The sequence below is a fragment of the Bacillus sp. Marseille-P3661 genome, assembly GCF_900240995.1.
Lineage (GTDB): Bacteria > Bacillota > Bacilli > Bacillales > Bacillaceae_J > OESV01.
In genome coordinates this window covers 407,240-423,866 of sequence record NZ_LT965954.1, presented here as the reverse complement: position 1 = coordinate 423,866, position 16,627 = coordinate 407,240, and the positions used below count along the sequence as shown (strand labels likewise).

Genomic DNA, 16,627 nt, shown 5'->3' with positions numbered 1-16,627 from the left:
TGACAGGATGGCAAGAAAAAGTGTAGAACGAGTCAGAATCCGAGTGAAATTCTAACAGGAAAGCAAGAAAAAGTGTAGAACGAGTCAGAATGGTGGTTGGATTCTGACAGGATCGCAAGAAAAAGTGTAAAACGAGTCAGAATCAGGGTTCGATTCTGACAGGATGGCAAGAAAAAGTGTAGAACGAGTCAGAATGGTGGCTGGATTCTGACAGGATCGCAAGAAAAAGTGTAGAACGAGTCAGAATGGTGGCTGGATTCTGACAGGATCGCAAGAAAAAGTGTAGAACGAGTCAGAATCAGAGTTGGATTCTGACAGGATCGCAAGAAAAAGTTGAGAATGAGTCAGAATGGTGGCTGGATTCTGACAGGATCGCAAGAAAAAGTGTAAAATGAGTCAGAATCAGGGTTGGATTCTGACAGGATCGCAAGAAAAAGTGTAGAACGAGTCAGAATCAGGGTTAGATTCTGACAGGATCGCAAGAAAAAGTGTGAAACAAGTCAGAATCAGAGTTGGATTCTGACAGGATCGCAAGAAAAAGTGTAGAACGAGTCAGAATGGTGGCTGGATTCTGACAGGATCGCAAGAAAAAGTTGAGAATGAGTCAGAATGGTGGCTGGATTCTGACAGGATCGCAAGAAAAAGTGTAAAACGAGTCAGAATCAGGGTTGGATTCTGACAGGAAAGCAAGAAAAAGTGTAGAACGAGTCAGAATCAGGGTTAGATTCTGACAGGAAAGCAAGAAAAAGTGTAGAACGAGTCAGAATAGTGGCTGGATTCTGACAGGATCGCAAGAAAAAGTAGAAAACGAGTCAGAATCAGAGTTGGATTCTGACAGGATCGCAAGAAAAAGTGTAGAAGGAGTCAGAATGGTGGCTGGATTCTGACAGGATCGCAAGAAAAAGTGTAAAACGAGTCAGAATCAGGGTTGGATTCTGACAGGAAAGCAAGAAAAAGTGTAGAACGAGTCAGAATCAGGGTTAGATTCTGACAGGAAAGCAAGAAAAAGTGTAGAACGAGTCAGAATAGTGGCTGGATTCTGACAGGATCGCAAGAAAAAGTAGAAAACGAGTCAGAATCAGAGTTGGATTCTGACAGGATCGCAAGAAAAAGTGTAGAACGAGTCAGAATCTGAGTTGGATTCTGACAGGAAAGCAAGAAAAAGTGTAAAACGAGTCAGAATCTGAGTTGGATTCTGACAGGATCGCAAGAAAAAGTGTAAAACGAGTCAGAATCAGAGTAGGATTCTGACAGGATCGCAAGAAAAAGTGTAAAACGAGTCAGAATCAGGGTTGGATTCTGACAGGAAAGCAAGAAAAAGTGTAGAACGAGTCAGAATCAGGGTTAGATTCTGACAGGAAAGCAAGAAAAAGTGTAGAACGAGTCAGAATAGTGGCTGGATTCTGACAGGATCGCAAGAAAAAGTGTAGAACGAGTCAGAATCAGAATAGGATTCTGACAGGATCGCAAGAAAAAGTGTAGAACGAGTCAGAATCCGAGTGAAATTCTGACAGGATCGGAAGAAAAAGTAGAAAACGAGTCAGAATGGTGGTTGGATTCTGACAGGATCGCAAGAAAAAGTGTAAAACAAGTCAGAATCCGCCTGTGAATCAGATAGGAAACGGAGTTAAGCTCCATCTAAAGTGAGGAAAGAGCTGTTAAAATACAAGGAGCCCCCCTTCATAGAGCGAATGAAGAGGAAAGTACCGTTAAAATTTAAAGAGAATCCCTTTCATAAGGCGGTAGATGGCCAAACTCCAGTAAAAAAGCAAAAATGAAGTCTTCAACAAGCAAATGAATACAAATTTCCTGTAGAAAAGCGAAATCAAAGTCCTCACCAAGCAATAGAAACCCACCAACACGATCAAAAGTCACTATAACTCATATAATCAATCCAACTGCTTATCACACAAATGAAATTTTAACCTCCCAAAACATTTCTTAGTTCTTTTAGGCGAACCAATCCTATTAATACCGAATAAAAACCACTGCTAAACTTTTGGGTGTACAAACTAAGATGCTCGCATATATATAAGCATGTCCGCAAATTAGGGGGATTCGGTCATGCTGTATTTTAAAAAAGCAATCGCGATCATTGCTGGTAGCATTTTTTTATCTTTAGGAATTAATTTATTTTTATTTCCGAATGAATTGTTAGATGGGGGAATGATTGGAATTGGCCTTATAATAAATTATTTATTTGGTTATAAGGCTGGTATGACGATCATTGTTTGCAGCATCCCTATTTTTATATTAGCGTGGTTTAAATATCGAGCTTATTTTTATAATAGTCTCCACGGACTGTTAGTATCTTCATTAATGATAGATATTCTTTCTCCGCTTCGGCAAATTGATTTTCATACATACGGAATTTCTCCATTAATAAGTTCGTTGTTAGGCGGTGCATTTGTAGGAATTGGCATTGGAGTAATGCTTAGATATGAAACAAGCACTGGTGGTACTGATTTATTGGCTCAATTTTTAGCTGACATGTTTTCTATCAATGTTGGAATTGCTATCTTTATAATTGATGCTGTTGTTGTTACATTCGGTGGGATACTTATTTCTCAGGATACCTTTTTATTGTCATTGATTACGATATTAATGGTAGGTATCACTACTAGCGCGTTAACGCTGAAGGTTATTCACTATTAGAAAAAGGCAAACTAAGTAACCCGCGGAGTTTATTATGTGTTTAAAAAAATAGCTTTATTTACACTTTGTTTAGTTTATCTCTTTCAAAATTTAAGTTATGATGTTGGTAGTGCAGCTAGAGAGACTTATAGTATTGAAATGGGAGTGTCATAGTTTATGAAGATTGCAATGAAACCATCGTATGATCCATGGGAATCGTACTTGGATATAGAAAAAGATAGAAAATTGAAATTAACCAATGTTGAGCTTACTACAACTTTACTTTGTAATATGCGGTGTGAGCACTGTGCGGTTGGTTATACATTAACACACAAAGACCCTGCTGCATTTCCTTTAGATGCGATACTAAAGCGGCTAGATGAAGTAGAGGAATTAAGATGCTTAAGCATTACTGGTGGGGAGCCGTTGCTTTCAAAGAAGTCGGTTGAACAATATGTTGTACCGTTATTAAAATATGCCCATGAAAGAGGGGTTTACACGCAGATCAATTCTAACTTAACAATGGAATTTAGCCGGTACGAAAAAATAGCTCCTTATTTGGATGTTTTACATATCTCTCATAATTGGGGAACAATTGATGAGTTTGTTGAAGGTGGGTTTGCAAAGATGGAAAAGCAGCCCACAGTTCAGGAAAGAGAAAAGTATTTTTATAGAATGATTGAAAATAGTAAAGCATTAGCAGAGTCGGGAATTTTGATTTCTGCTGAAACCATGTTGAATAAACGAACATTTCCATATCTTGAAAGCATCCATAAGCAAATTATCGATGAAATGAAGTGTCAACGCCACGAGATACATCCAATGTATCCAAGTGATTTCGCTAGCAGTCTTGAGACACTATCGCTTGATCAGATTCGTCAAGCGATTCATCGCTTGTTAGATGCACGTAACGAAGAGATTTGGATGTTATTTGGCACATTGCCTTTTTATCCTTGTAATGATATTGATGAGGATCAATCTTTATTATCGCGTTTATATTCTAGTAAGAACGTAACAGTCCGAAATGATCCAGATGGTCGTTCAAGGTTGAATGTTAATATTTTTACAGGTGATATTATCGTTACCGATTTTGGAGATGTCCCTTCACTAGGTAATATTAGAGATACGTCTCTTCTGGATGCCTATCAAAGATGGACCGAGACAGAAATTAATAAAGCACTTAACTGTCATTGTTCTTCTGTAAAATGTTTAGGCCCAAACTTATTAGTTAAAGATACATATTATCCAAGTGTTGAGTTTAAGGAGAGAAAATCACTATTGTAAATGTATAAACAAACCCAAACAGGTGCTATGAAACTACTAGCACCTGTTTGATTTGCAAAAAAAGTAATAAAATGGCCATAATCATGAATCCTAAGCAAACTAGTGTATTCTAGCTCCTGCTCTAACTCCTTTATTACGCCAATATTCCAATTGTCCATAAACGAATGGTTAATTCTAATAAAAAAACATCGTCCGGATTGTCTAGATTGCAGCCTGTTAATGTTTCAATCTTTTTCAATCTATATAATAAGGATTGGCGGTGTAAATTTAAATCGCGAGCTGTTTGGCTTACATTGCATCGATTTTGAGAATAACTTAAATATGTTGAGATCAGTTCAATTTTTCGTTCCTGTTCATATTGAAGTAAAGGGCCAAGCGTTGATTCAGTTATATTTTTAAGTTCGATATTCTCAGCAAGAGCCATCATCGCGCGATCCATTCTTGTGTCAGCGTAAACAGTATGATGACCTTTGCCTTTTAGACGTCGTCCAATATCTAAAGCTATTTGGGCTTCATGATAGCTGTCGTGAAAGCAGTTTACACCAGCTGTTTTACCAATGCCCCAAGAAATGGTGAGTTCAGGCAGTAATGTAGATAAACGTTGATCAAGTAACGATAAAAAGCGATTAACACAGTGATTTATATTGTTGTTCTTTATTTCCAAAAATGTTATAAGATGTTCACGTTGAAAAGTATTCATCGTATTACAATACATTGCACGACCACAATAAAAGATTTCATCCTCCATCCGTCGTGTAATACTTTGCAGCCAATGCTCAAAGGAAAGGCCGTTATCTTCATACTTTTGATATATCTGCTGCAGATTTTCAGGATAACCGATTAAGCAAATATACGGAAGACTAACATTATAGCGTAGTGATTTTGCTCGTGAAAGAACTTGATCCCAAGATGTTAAGGTTCCTTTTGCTAGACTCCAAATAAAATCATCACGCAGGCGCAATTCAGTTTCAAGAATAGTATTTTCTTTTAAGAAACAGAGTGCTGTAGCCATCGCTGCATGCTCTAACAGTGACATAGTAGACCGGAAAAAGTTTTCATCTTGATGCTGTTTAGTAACACCATCGATTAGCATGTAACCCTGAATTTCACTAGAAGATTGAACCATAAATTGGAGTACTGAACGCCCTTTTATTGTAATATATCGGATGTATGGTGAAGTAGTTAGGTCTTTCGTTTCAAATGGAGTTCGCGAGATAGCATACGCTTCGGAATGGACAAATTCCTCCCAATTTTGAATGAACATTTTTGAATTTTTACTTTTCCCAAGAATATGTCCACGTTTATCTGTTATGATCGAGGGTGATTGAATTCTTTTATAGATATAGTTAGCGATATCTGAGAATTCTCCCCCTTGTAAAATAAGTGTTAATAGCTGTTGCTGCATATCCTTTGAATTTTCAAGCAGCTTATTATTTCGCTGATGTAATGCTCCAAAAATAGCCTCAATTACATCGGAAAATCGAGTTTCCCAAGGTAATGTAATAATTGGGAATTTATGGTTTTCAGCTAGTAGCAAAATAGATTCTGGGATTCTATCAATATATTTTCCGATCGCAACGGCTAAGGCGGATGCGCCTGATTCAATAATTTCTTTTACAAATTGGATGAGTAGCTTTTCGTCATGGCCACAGCCCATGCCTGTGGTAAGGACAAGTTCATTCTCTCTTACGAAATTCTCAACTGGCATTTCAATGACCGAAACCCATTCCACTTTTGTATCTTCAATGTGATCTATTGCTGTTAAAAGGTTACAATCCTTCATAACTGGTAAATCGCATATTCTCCTTATATTAACGTACATTTTAATTCCTCCATTCAGTGTTTACGGTAGTTGCAAACACACATAAAATTTGACTAGTATCGCTACTCACTTTTCTTACATTTTGACGAATGTTTTTTTTTTAGATATCACGTAACATGAATGTAGGATGTATAAGTACCATATGTCGATCCTTAGTCAATTATGAAAATTAGGAGTGATATTCTATGACAAAACAAAATCAAATTAGAATGTCTACGAAATCGGTCTGGGCAGGAGAAAAGGACTATTTAGTTCATGGAGCTACACAAGTGCCTGTTGTTCATAGTGTTTCATTTGGATATGAGGATATTGATGAATGGTATGAGGTAGCGACTGGTAAAAGAAAAGGTCACATTTATGGTCGAAACACAAATCCAACCGTTCAAGCGTTTGAAGATAAAATAAAATTGCTGGAGGAAGCTGAAGCTGTAACAAGCTTTTCAACAGGTATGGCCGCAATAAGCAATGCCTTATATACTTTTTTGACACCTGGTGACAGAATCGTAACCATTAAAGATACCTATGGTGGAACGAATAAAATCTTCACAGAATTTTTACCAAAAATGCAGATCGATGTGACATTTTGTGAAACTGGAAACCATGAACAAATTGAAACTGAAGTTGCTAAGGGGTGTAAAATTCTATATTTAGAAAGCCCAACCAATCCAACTGTTAAGATTACCGACATACCACGTATGGTTAAAGCAGCGAAGAAGGTGGGTGCGTTAGTTTTTGTTGATAATACATTTGCAACACCAATTATTCAAAATCCATTGCAATATGGCGCAGATCTTGTCATCCATAGTGCAACAAAATTTCTTGGTGGGCATGCGGATGCATTAGGAGGAGTTGTTTGTGGTTCAAAAGAAATAGTCGAGCCAATCTATCATTATCGTGAAATCAACGGAGCAACGTTAGATCCTATGGCTGCTTATTTATTACTGCGCGGTATGAAAACCCTGCAGCTACGAGTTCAAAAGCAAACAGAAAATGCAATGGAAGTTGCAAACTTTTTAAAGAACCACCCTGCAGTTTCCGAAGTGTTTTATCCTGGACTAGAGGACCATCCCAATCATGATGTTGCGAAAAAGCAAATGAGGTTATATGGCGGTATGCTGAGTTTTGCTTTAAAAGGGGATATAGAGGCGGTTAGGCAATTTCTCCCGCAACTTAAATATGCGAACAAAGCAGCAAATCTTGGATCTGTTGAGACAGTAGTTGGACCGGCAAGAACTACGAGTCATATCGAATGCACGCCAGAAGAGAGAGCAGCTATGGGAATTCCAGAAAGCTTAATTCGATATTCTGCGGGAATAGAAGATGTAGAGGATCTTTTAGAAGACCTAAGTCAGGCTCTAGAGGTGATTAATCTTGAAGCATAGGCTGGCTTTGATTGGCTTTGGTGGTGTGGGGCAAGGATTAATAGATATTTTGAAAAAAAAACAAAACTACTTGAAAGAATCACTAGAAATTGATATAGAGGTTGTTGCGATAACAGACATTAACAAAGGATCTATCTATCACCCTGATGGACTTGATTTAGAAATGGTTTCAACCGTTATGAACCAATGGGGAAGTTTGAAAGATTATCCTGATTATGAGGGGCTTCAAAAAAACTGGGATAGCTTAAAAACGATTAGAGAAAGTAATGCTGATACGATCATAGAGATTACTTATACAAATGTAAAAACAGGGCAACCCGCTATAGACCATTGTAAAGCTGCTTTTCAGCATGGGAAAAACGTTGTGATGAGTAATAAGGGACCTGTAGCAATTGCATATAAAGAGTTATCTGAGTTGGCAGCAAAGCATCGTGTTCAATGGGGATTTGAAGGGACAGTCATGAGTGGGACACCAGCTATTCGTTTGCCGCTAGCAACACTAGTGGGAAACGAAATTACTGAAATACGAGGAATACTAAATGGGACGACTAATTTCATATTGGGAAAAATGGAAGAGGGAGATAAATACGAGACAGCCTTAAAGGAAGCGCAGCGACTAGGATACGCGGAAGCTGATCCCACCAGTGATGTTGAAGGATATGATGCCCGCTATAAAATAGCAATCCTAGCAAATGTTATATTAAATACGCCATTAAAGGTAGAAGATATCGAGTGCAAAGGCATTACCACCATTACTTTAGAGGATATTGAACAAGCAAAAATGGAAAATAAGCGATGGAAGTTGCTTGGTAGTATTTCTAAAAGCACAGATGGAATCAAGGCAGTTGTCCAACCAGAAAAAGTGGCTTTGACTGATCCGCTTGCAGGCGTATCAGGTGCAACCAACGCAATAACGTATACATGTGATATGTCTGGTCCTATCACTTTAATTGGTGCTGGTGCAGGTTTAATAGAAACTGGATATGCTTTATTAATTGATATTATTAATATCAATCGAAACTCCCTATTTCATTAAAAGCAATAACGAGAGAAATATATGGGTGATTGGTTTCCTGCGAATAGCGAAAATGATAACTATTAGCGAGGAAGGGAGTTTAATAGAATGAAATTACAAGATTTTAAGATGTTTATTGGTGGTGAGTGGGTAGAAACAAATAATAGGATAAATGTTCAAAATCCCCAAAATGGAGAAATTATTGGTACAGTTCCTGCTGCAAATGAAATGCATATGAAACGTGCAATTGTAGCGGGTAAGGCAGGTGCAGCAATAGCTGCAAAGCTGTCTGTTCGGGAGCGAATAAATATCTTATCAAAAGCTGCCAAGCTAATTAAAAGTAGACAGGAAGAGTTTGCCCAAACCGTTGCAACGGAAGGAAGTAAAACCATCCGTGAGGCACGGAAGGAAGTAAAAAGATGCATTGAGACTATCATTATAAGTTCAGAAGAAGCTAGAAGGATACACGGCGAAACGATTCCTTTTGATCAAAGTGAAAATAGTGAAAATCGAATAGGATATTACTATCGATATCCTATTGGATTAATTGCAGCCATCACACCATTTAATGATCCACTTAATTTAGTTGCCCATAAAATAGGCCCAGCTATTGCAGCTGGAAATGCCCTCATTATTAAGCCAGCCACTGTTACTCCAATTAGTGCAATAAAATTAGCTGAAGTCTTTGAAGAAGCTGGGTTACCTAAAAAGGTATTAAGTGTGATAACCGGAAAGGGAAGTGAAATTGGAGAATTATTGGTATGTCACCCAGATATTCGAATGGTTTCATTTACTGGCGGTGTTGAAACAGGAGAAAGAATTGCAAGATTAGCTGGACTAAAGAAAATTGGCATGGAATTAGGATCAAGTTCACCTGTGATCGTTTTAGAAGATGCAAATTTAGAAGAAACTGCACATTCTATAGTTTCTGGAGCTTTCTCTACAGCAGGACAAAATTGCATTGGAGTTCAACGTATTTATATAGAAAAGTCCATTTATCCAGCCTTAACCAAAAAGCTAGAACAGTTAACAAGAGAATTGAGAATTGGAGATAAATTATCAGAAACAACGGATGTAGGACCGATGATTACAGAAAATGAGGCGAAGCGCGTGGAAAACTGGGTTAGTGAAGCAACTGCAAAGGGCGCAAACCTAATCTGTGGTGGTATACGACAAGGTGCTTATTACGAACCTACACTATTAGAAAATGTCCCTTCGAACTGTCAGTTGGCTAGTAAAGAAGTATTTGGACCTGTTGCACTACTATATCCTATAACACACTTGGAAGAGGCAATTGAATTAGCAAATGATTCGATGTATGGACTACAAGCTGGTATTTTTACAAATAACATGGAACATGCATTTCAAGCTATTCATAATTTAGAAGTAGGCGGAATTATTGTTAATGATAGCAGTGATTTTCGTATTGATGCAATGCCATTTGGTGGACTTAAATATTCAGGCTTAGGACGAGAAGGAGTAAAGTATGCTGTCAATGAAATGACTGAACCAAAAGTAGTCTGCCTAAATCTAAAGCAAAGATAAGACTATGGGAAGGGAAATGATGAGTGTGTTTCCATTAACCGAATATAAGGAGAGGGTAAAACGAACAAAGCAAAAAATGACTGAGGCAGGAATTGAGGTTTTATTAGTAACAAATCCATCTAATATCTTTTACTTAAGTGGTTACAATGCATGGTCGTTTTATGTTCATCAAGTTTTAGTTGTTATTGTAGATGAGGAGCAACCAATTTGGATTGGTAGGGAAATGGATGCCAATAGTGCCCGGCTAACGACCTGGATGGATCATGTAAATATAATTCCATATACGGATGATTATGTTCAATCTGATGATAAACATCCAATGCAATTTGTCGCAAATATTTTATATGAAATTGGTCAAGGTAATCGGACGATGGGGATTGAAATGGAAACCCACTATTTTACAGCATTAAGCTACTTGAAATTAGTGCAGTCACTCCCGAATGCAACCTTTATTGATGCGAAACAATTAGTAAACTGGATTCGAATTATTAAATCCCCAGCAGAGATTGGTTTAATGAAAAAAGCAGCAAGGCTAGCTGAGATTGCCATGAAAAAAGCATATGAAACCATCGATGTCGGTGTTAGAGAATGTGATGTTGCGGCAAATATTTATCATGCTCAAATTACTGGAACTGGAGAATTTGGCGGTGATTATCCGGCAATAGTGCCAATGCTGCCTTCTGGTAAAAAGGCAGCTGCACCGCATATGACTTGGAGTGACCACCGTTATAAACAAGGTGAACAGGTTATTTTAGAGCTAGCAGGCTGTTGTCAAAGATATCATTGCCCTATGGCACGAACAATGGTCCTTGGTAAAGCTGATGAAAAATTAAGTTATACTTCCCAAGTCATTATCGAAGGATTAAATGAAACCCTATCAAAAATAAAGCCTGGTTTAACCTGTGAAGAAGTAGAAGAAATTTGGAGTAACGCCATAAAGAAGAAAGGATTTTATAAAGCTTCAAGACTTGGATATTCGATTGGCTTAAGTTTCCCCCCTGATTGGGGCGAACATACAATTAGCATAAGGCAAGGTGATAAAACAGTCATTCAACCAAATATGACTTTCCACATTATCCCTGGTTTGTGGTTTGAGGATTATGGAGTGGAGATTAGCGAAGCAATCCGAATAACGGAGAAGGGCTGTGAACAACTAGCAAACTTCCCTCAAGACCTTTATATTAAAGGTTAGAATAACAAAAAAAGAGCAGTAAGCGTATGCCTACTGATCTTTTTTTGTATTGTTTTCATCTACTAATACAGGTCCTGAAATTTCCTCTGGGTTAGTGTCATTCTTTCGTTTATTTGTACCTTTTAAATAAGTACCACGATCATTATTGCGAACTAGTTGTTCATATTCTTCATTTATCAACTAAGTTATACCTCCTTTATAATTCTCTTTCTAATATGTTCATAAACTTAATAATTATTTATCATTATTTTTGGAGTTTCTTGCATATTTGATATCGTAATAGTAAACCTTTGGTACATATAAGCTGTGAAACCATTGCTCTTGCAATAAGGATGCCGTTATGAAGGAAAGCATTTGCCAATCAATATGTTTGAACATGTAAGTTGCCTCCCCATTTAAGTGTTTATTTATTTATACGGGAGATGTGGTTTGTCTGATACGTTATTAATAAGATTTATTAAAGAAATAGTTTTTAGCTAGGGAAGAGTGTAGATAGGCGAATAGGTACACACTTTTAAATCTTAATAAAAATAGGAGCTTATCGGGGTGGATAAGCTCCTAAGGGGGTGGGGACAGGGGGCTGATAGTACAAGTAAGTTACTATCAATCAACTGTTACTATTATTATAATATTTAGAAAATAATAAAGCAACAAAAAAGTGTAATAAATTTATAGTTTTTTGACATCGAAGTGTGTAGCATATAAACCTTGCTTAATTAGTAATCAGCAACTATCAAAATAAGAAAAAAATAGAATTCAATGAAACAATTTTTTGTAATAATACGTAGTTCTTTGAGTATTAAATTTATGAAAGGATATGGTAAAGTAATTAAAGTACAAGAATAAACTAAGAACTAGTACATCTTTAAATCGGAAGGAGCATATCTAGTGTTTGAAAGTATTGTTGAAATATTAAATGAATGGGGTGTATGGGGTCTTGCGATCACATCCTTTTTAGAATCATCATTTTTCCCAATCCCCCCTGATGTTTTATTGATTCCAATGAGTATTGCACGGCCTGAACTAGCTTTATATTATGCATTCGTAACGACAGTTGCATCAGTACTTGGGGCATTGCTAGGATATGTTATTGGTGTATATATTGGGAAACCAATACTAAGAAAAATAACGAAAGAAACAACAATTATGAAAGCGGAAACGATGTTTAGGAAATATGGAGGTTTCAGCTTAGCGTTTGCAGGCTTTACCCCAATCCCTTTTAAAGTATTTACTATTTTAGGGGGCTCATTAAAAATGTCGCTTATGCCGTTTATTGTTGGCTCTATTATCGGAAGAGGCGGCAGGTTCTTTCTTGAAGCTTTCGTGATTATCTACTTTGGTGAAAAAGCCGCTGAACTTATTGAATCTTATTCAGTTCCGTTCACATTAGCAATTGGTTTAGTAGCTATCATAGCGGTTGTTCTTTTCTACAAATTTAAAAATAAATTTTAAGTGTTTTCTTAATAAGGATGATTCAATTGAGAAAAGAAGAAAACAATAACATTGAAGAGCATCTAGAAGATGTAAAAAGGTACGACAGTGACTTGTTTGAAGAACAAGATGAAATAGAAAAATATCTAAACACAACAATTATAGATGACCATCCAATGCAACATAAGAGAAATGAAAAATCTAAGTTAAAGAAAAGTATTTTATTTTTTATTGCTTTTTTTATGATAATTAGTGCAATCGGGACGTTGACGAATGTGTTAAATTTACCGGTAGTTGAGTTTCTGCAGAAATCCCAGCAATTATCAAAAGACCCAGTGATTCAAACGTATAAAGAAGCAATTGTAACAGTTAAAGCTGCAGAACGAAAGGGAACAGGATTTAATATATCAAAAGATGGATATATTGTTACAAATTATCATATTGTGCGAGAGGAACAAGAAAGTCTAGTAAGCTTTCAGGATGGCTCTGTTTATGTTGCGCATGTTATAAAAACATATCCGAAAAAAGATTTGGCACTATTAGCATTGGATAGTAATAAGACCTTCCCCTTTTTCAAAATAGAAACACAGAAAAATTGGAATAAGGATGATCTAGTTTATTTTGTTGGGAATCCGTTATCATTTAATTTCATTGCCAATCAAGGGACTATTATAGGCGAAACAGATGTCAATTCTCTAGATATCCCTGCATTACTCATTCAAGCACCTGTATATAATGGAAATAGCGGTAGTCCAATTATTAATGCAGATGGCTATGTTATTGCAATGATATATGCTAAAGGAAACGCTACAATCGGTAATGAATCACAAGAGGTTGGTTTTGCTATACCTATTTATGCTGTTCGAGACTTAATTGAAGATAATACTTTCTCGAATTGATTTAGAGACCTTAGTTGTGTAGGAGGGGAAAAGTGGCACACTTCAGCAAGTTCTTACTTCTTACAGTAGGATGTATCTCAATAATTTTAGGGTTAGTAGGAATATTATTACCTCTAATCCCTACCACTCCATTCTTATTGCTTGCTGCTGCATGCTTTGTACGTTCTTCACCACGACTTTATGAAAGACTTATGAAAAGCAAAGTGTTGGGTCCATATATTGAAAGCTTTCGTTCTGGGGAGGGTCTCCCTGTCAAATCAAAAATTAAAATTATTGTTCTCTTTTTAATTACGATTAGCTATTCAATTTATGTAGTAAAACCAATAGCTGTGAAAATAGTATTAATGTTTATAGCTCTTGCCATAACCGCGTTTATCATAGGGATAAAGACTAAAAAACAGTAATATATATAAAGTGATTGTATAGACTTAGCTCCCGTTACTGGATATCGGGAGCTAACGAGGAGCGATGAAACAGAGTCTGTAATAGCTTAAATTTTAAAAATGCCTAAAAATATTAGCACAATACCAGGTAGAAACGCGAGCTTGTGAATCCATTCTACATTTTGAAAGATCTGTCCGAACTTTATGCCTGTAATAAGGAAGAGTGAACTGCATGAAGTAACCAATATCGCGAATATTATTGGAGATAAGTCAATTAATGCAGCCCCTAATCCTGCACCAAAAGCATCTAATGAAAGTGCGAAACCTAGTAAAAAAGCCTCGATGCCACTGATGGTACCCGACCTATCAATATCAGCTTCCATCGGTTTCTTTAAAATCTTTATAATAATTCCAAGGGATTTAATCTCTAATTTAATAATAGTATTTGATGTTGTTTTAGGATTGTTATCTGTTTTTCGGAAAAATTGTATCAATACCCATAAGCCAATACCTATTAATATAAAACCGCCAATTTTCTTTGACATTTGTTGTGAAATAAAGTATTCAAAACCCTGGCCAATTGTCATTGCAACTAAGAGCATGCCAAATGTACATAAGGAGATAATAATAATTGATTTGGGCGGTATATATACGTTTCTTAATCCGTATGTCGCTCCAACACTGAAACTGTCTAAACTGATAGCAATAGCCAATATCAACAGTGCTAACAAGTCCATAAATATTAATCTTCCTTTCATACGTTTGCTAAGGATAGGATATGAAAATAGGAGGCAGATTGTTCATAAAATGCAATTGACAGCTGGGACGGTATATAGTAAGATTTAGTAAATGAAATATTTTCCTTTTAAAGGGGAGTAGCTGTAACAATAAAGTCGTCATTACGAGTGAAAAACTCCGGCTTTATTGACAACCATTATGTTGTTGGCGAGACCTTTACCTATTTTATTGATAGGTAAAGGTCTTTTTGTGTTTATGGGATAATGTAACTCAGCTTTTCCGCTTTATTAGGATAATAATTAAGTACTATTAATTTAGGAGGGGAAGATTTATGGAACTTTTTTTAGAATATGGATGGGTTTTATTAGTTTTAATTTTGCTAGAAGGTTTACTTGCTGCTGATAATGCATTAGTATTAGCAATCATGGTTAAACCATTGCCAGAGGAGCAACGGAAGAAAGCATTGTTTTATGGTTTAGCGGGTGCGTTTGTTTTTAGATTTCTATCGTTATTTATTATTTCGTTTCTAGTTGATGTATGGCAGGTTCAAGCTATTGGTGCCCTTTACTTGCTGTTTATGGCGATTAATCACATTTTGAGGAAAGTGATCTTTAAAAAAGTTGAAGATGAAACACAGCTAGAGGGGGAAACCAAAGCAGTTAAAAAGGTAGGATTTTGGCCTACTGTATTGAAGGTTGAATTAGCTGATATAGCATTTGCTGTAGATTCCATTTTAGCTGCTGTGGCACTTGCTGTTACCCTTCCAGCTACACCGCTCCCTGCGATTGGTGGTATGGATGGTGGGCAATTTTTAGTTATCTTTGCCGGTGGTTTTATAGGCTTAGTTATCATGCGATTTGCCGCTAATGTTTTTGTAGCTTTATTACATCGCAAACCTGGATTAGAATTAGCAGCATTTTTTATCGTAGGGTGGGTTGGGATTAAGTTAGCCGTTTACACGCTATCGCATCCAGCACTTGCCGTATTGCCTGAGCACTTTGCAGAATCAAAGGAATGGAAAGTAACGTTTTATGTTGTACTCATATTAATTGCGTTAATTGGTTGGTTTTTTTCAAAAGAAAAAGAAACTGTCGAAAAGGGATCTTCTTCTTCGTCTACAATTTAATTTATTACTATATAAAGAGTGGGGAAACTCACTCTATTTTTTTATATAAAATTCGTGATCTTACTTTTTTTATTTGATTAGTTTAATGAGCCTTCTGTTGAATTTACTGCTATAATAATGTTTATTATTCTTTTTAATGGAATCACGACAAGTTTTTTTATTGTGATGGAGGAGCAAATATGTTAGATGCTATTTTAGGAAGTGCCATTTCTGCTTTCTCAACGGGTCTTGGTGCTGTGCCCATTATTTTTTTAAAGGGTGTTACTCATAAGTGGAGAGACATGCTATTAGCTTATACGGCTGGTATTATGACTGCGGCTTCTACTTTTAGTTTAATACCAGAAGCGCTGGAGACCTCGAATTTATTTGTAGTAATGGTTGGCTTAATATTTGGAACAATCGTCCTTAATTTTCTTGAAGGCAATATTCCACATATTGATTTAAAGCATACACGATTTGATCTAGAAATTGACAGAAAAACAACATTAATTATATCAGCTATTACACTTCACAATATACCAGAAGGTCTATCAGTCGGAGTTAGTTATGCGTCGGGAAATGGTGAATTGGGTTCGTTAATTGCATTTGCTATAGGCTTTCAAAATATACCAGAAGGTTTTTTAGTCGCACTGTTCTTGGTAAATCAAAATGTAACGAAGTGGAAAGCATTAATAATTGCAACATTGACAGGCGTTATTGAGATTTTTATGGCAATAATCGGATATTTGCTATCTGCCAAAGTTGATGGACTAGTACCATATGGACTAAGTTTTGCAGCTGGAGCAATGTTATTTATTATATATAAGGAGTTAATACCAGAGAGTCATGGTGACGGTAATGAACGTTTTTCTACGTATGCCTTTATTTTTGGCTTAATTACAATGTTATTTATGGTTACCGAACTAGGCTAACTTAATTCTGTATATAGATTTAACAAATTTACTAACAAGCCCATTGATCATTCAATAGGGCTTTTTTTAGATTAGGAAATTATTAAATACAAATGACCTGTCGGGGCAGGGCGCTTGCCCTCTTATTCATCAAGATCCCCTTATAGAAAATCGTCATAAATTAGTCACATTTGCACTATTTGTATAGTGTAAACCTCGATTATAATAATTGTAATGTGAAGAAAATCACAAACTAATATTCGGGGTGAGAGTGGATGAACACTGG

General features: G+C 36.4%; 15 protein-coding genes. 11 read left to right on the top strand and 4 right to left on the bottom strand.

Annotated elements, in window-relative coordinates; all coding sequences use genetic code 11:
* Positions 1-2,064 precede the first annotated feature (2,064 nt).
* Positions 2,065-2,655, top strand: a complete 591-nt coding sequence (locus C1724_RS13070) for a YitT family protein (protein WP_102347207.1) — start codon at positions 2,065-2,067, stop codon at positions 2,653-2,655.
* A gap of 156 nt (positions 2,656-2,811) precedes the next feature.
* Positions 2,812-3,918 (top strand): radical SAM/CxCxxxxC motif protein YfkAB, encoded by a 1,107-nt coding sequence (gene yfkAB, locus C1724_RS13065; protein WP_102347206.1) that lies wholly within the window; start codon positions 2,812-2,814, stop codon positions 3,916-3,918.
* 133 nt (positions 3,919-4,051) lie between these two features.
* Here the strand turns inward: yfkAB and C1724_RS13060 are convergent, their stop codons facing one another.
* A complete protein-coding gene (locus C1724_RS13060; protein WP_102347205.1) occupies positions 4,052-5,740 on the bottom strand; it encodes a PucR family transcriptional regulator in 1,689 nt (562 codons plus the stop codon).
* A 185-nt stretch (positions 5,741-5,925) separates the two neighbouring features.
* Here C1724_RS13060 and C1724_RS13055 point away from each other — a divergent pair, with 185 nt between their 5' ends.
* The 4 genes from C1724_RS13055 to C1724_RS13040 all read left to right on the top strand — a co-directional run bounded on the left by C1724_RS13055 (position 5,926) and on the right by C1724_RS13040 (position 10,874).
* Positions 5,926-7,122 (top strand): cystathionine gamma-synthase family protein, encoded by a 1,197-nt coding sequence (locus tag C1724_RS13055; protein WP_102347204.1) that lies wholly within the window; start codon positions 5,926-5,928, stop codon positions 7,120-7,122.
* Positions 7,112-8,158 carry a homoserine dehydrogenase gene (locus C1724_RS13050; protein ID WP_102347203.1) on the top strand — a complete coding sequence of 349 codons (1,047 nt, stop codon included), beginning with the start codon at positions 7,112-7,114 and terminating at the stop codon, positions 8,156-8,158. Before C1724_RS13055 ends, C1724_RS13050 begins: the two co-directional genes overlap by 11 nt.
* An 87-nt stretch (positions 8,159-8,245) precedes the next feature.
* On the top strand, positions 8,246-9,682 hold the full coding sequence (locus C1724_RS13045; RefSeq protein ID WP_258000387.1) for an aldehyde dehydrogenase family protein: 1,437 nt from the start codon (positions 8,246-8,248) through the stop codon (positions 9,680-9,682).
* A gap of 19 nt (positions 9,683-9,701) precedes the next feature.
* A complete protein-coding gene (locus tag C1724_RS13040) occupies positions 9,702-10,874 on the top strand; it encodes a M24 family metallopeptidase (RefSeq protein ID WP_102347202.1) in 1,173 nt (390 codons plus the stop codon).
* A 30-nt stretch (positions 10,875-10,904) separates the two neighbouring features.
* Here C1724_RS13040 and C1724_RS25635 read toward each other — a convergent pair whose 3' ends face one another.
* Entirely contained in the window at positions 10,905-11,054 is a 150-nt protein-coding gene (locus tag C1724_RS25635) for a hypothetical protein (protein WP_180994265.1), read from the bottom strand.
* 54 nt (positions 11,055-11,108) lie between these two features.
* A complete protein-coding gene (locus tag C1724_RS25630; protein ID WP_180994264.1) occupies positions 11,109-11,252 on the bottom strand; it encodes a hypothetical protein in 144 nt (47 codons plus the stop codon).
* Between the two features lie 510 nt (positions 11,253-11,762).
* Here C1724_RS25630 and C1724_RS13035 point away from each other — a divergent pair.
* Genes C1724_RS13035 through C1724_RS13025 form a run of 3 tightly spaced genes read left to right on the top strand, consistent with a single transcriptional unit; the run spans position 11,763 to position 13,608 of the window.
* Positions 11,763-12,326: a YqaA family protein gene (locus tag C1724_RS13035; protein ID WP_258000385.1), complete on the top strand. Its 564-nt coding sequence runs from the start codon at positions 11,763-11,765 to the stop codon at positions 12,324-12,326.
* Positions 12,327-12,352: 26 nt separating this feature from the next.
* Positions 12,353-13,204 carry a S1C family serine protease gene (locus tag C1724_RS13030; RefSeq protein ID WP_180994263.1) on the top strand — a complete coding sequence of 284 codons (852 nt, stop codon included), beginning with the start codon at positions 12,353-12,355 and terminating at the stop codon, positions 13,202-13,204.
* A gap of 32 nt (positions 13,205-13,236) precedes the next feature.
* Positions 13,237-13,608: a YbaN family protein gene (locus tag C1724_RS13025; protein WP_180994262.1), complete on the top strand. Its 372-nt coding sequence runs from the start codon at positions 13,237-13,239 to the stop codon at positions 13,606-13,608.
* Positions 13,609-13,694: 86 nt separating this feature from the next.
* Here C1724_RS13025 and ytaF read toward each other — a convergent pair whose 3' ends face one another.
* Entirely contained in the window at positions 13,695-14,324 is a 630-nt protein-coding gene (ytaF, locus tag C1724_RS13020; protein WP_102347199.1) for a sporulation membrane protein YtaF, read from the bottom strand.
* Between the two features lie 332 nt (positions 14,325-14,656).
* Between ytaF and C1724_RS13015 the strand changes: the two genes are divergently transcribed.
* Both C1724_RS13015 and C1724_RS13010 read left to right on the top strand, forming a co-directional pair.
* Positions 14,657-15,451: a TerC family protein gene (locus C1724_RS13015; RefSeq protein ID WP_102347198.1), complete on the top strand. Its 795-nt coding sequence runs from the start codon at positions 14,657-14,659 to the stop codon at positions 15,449-15,451.
* A gap of 179 nt (positions 15,452-15,630) precedes the next feature.
* The gene (locus tag C1724_RS13010; RefSeq protein ID WP_102347197.1) at positions 15,631-16,362 is read left to right on the top strand and encodes a ZIP family metal transporter; all 732 of its coding nucleotides are present in this window, start codon (positions 15,631-15,633) and stop codon (positions 16,360-16,362) included.
* Positions 16,363-16,627: the final 265 nt, after the last annotated feature.

Coding starts and splice junctions, on each gene's coding strand:
- C1724_RS13070 (WP_102347207.1), top strand. CDS start 2,065: ATGCTGTATTTTAAAAAAGCAATCGCGATCATTGCTGGTAGCATTTTT.
- yfkAB (WP_102347206.1), top strand. CDS start 2,812: ATGAAGATTGCAATGAAACCATCGTATGATCCATGGGAATCGTACTTG.
- C1724_RS13060 (WP_102347205.1), bottom strand. CDS start 5,740: ATGTACGTTAATATAAGGAGAATATGCGATTTACCAGTTATGAAGGAT.
- C1724_RS13055 (WP_102347204.1), top strand. CDS start 5,926: ATGACAAAACAAAATCAAATTAGAATGTCTACGAAATCGGTCTGGGCA.
- C1724_RS13045 (WP_258000387.1), top strand. CDS start 8,246: ATGAAATTACAAGATTTTAAGATGTTTATTGGTGGTGAGTGGGTAGAA.
- C1724_RS13040 (WP_102347202.1), top strand. CDS start 9,702: ATGAGTGTGTTTCCATTAACCGAATATAAGGAGAGGGTAAAACGAACA.
- C1724_RS25630 (WP_180994264.1), bottom strand. CDS start 11,252: ATGTTCAAACATATTGATTGGCAAATGCTTTCCTTCATAACGGCATCC.
- ytaF (WP_102347199.1), bottom strand. CDS start 14,324: ATGGACTTGTTAGCACTGTTGATATTGGCTATTGCTATCAGTTTAGAC.
- C1724_RS13015 (WP_102347198.1), top strand. CDS start 14,657: ATGGAACTTTTTTTAGAATATGGATGGGTTTTATTAGTTTTAATTTTG.
- C1724_RS13010 (WP_102347197.1), top strand. CDS start 15,631: ATGTTAGATGCTATTTTAGGAAGTGCCATTTCTGCTTTCTCAACGGGT.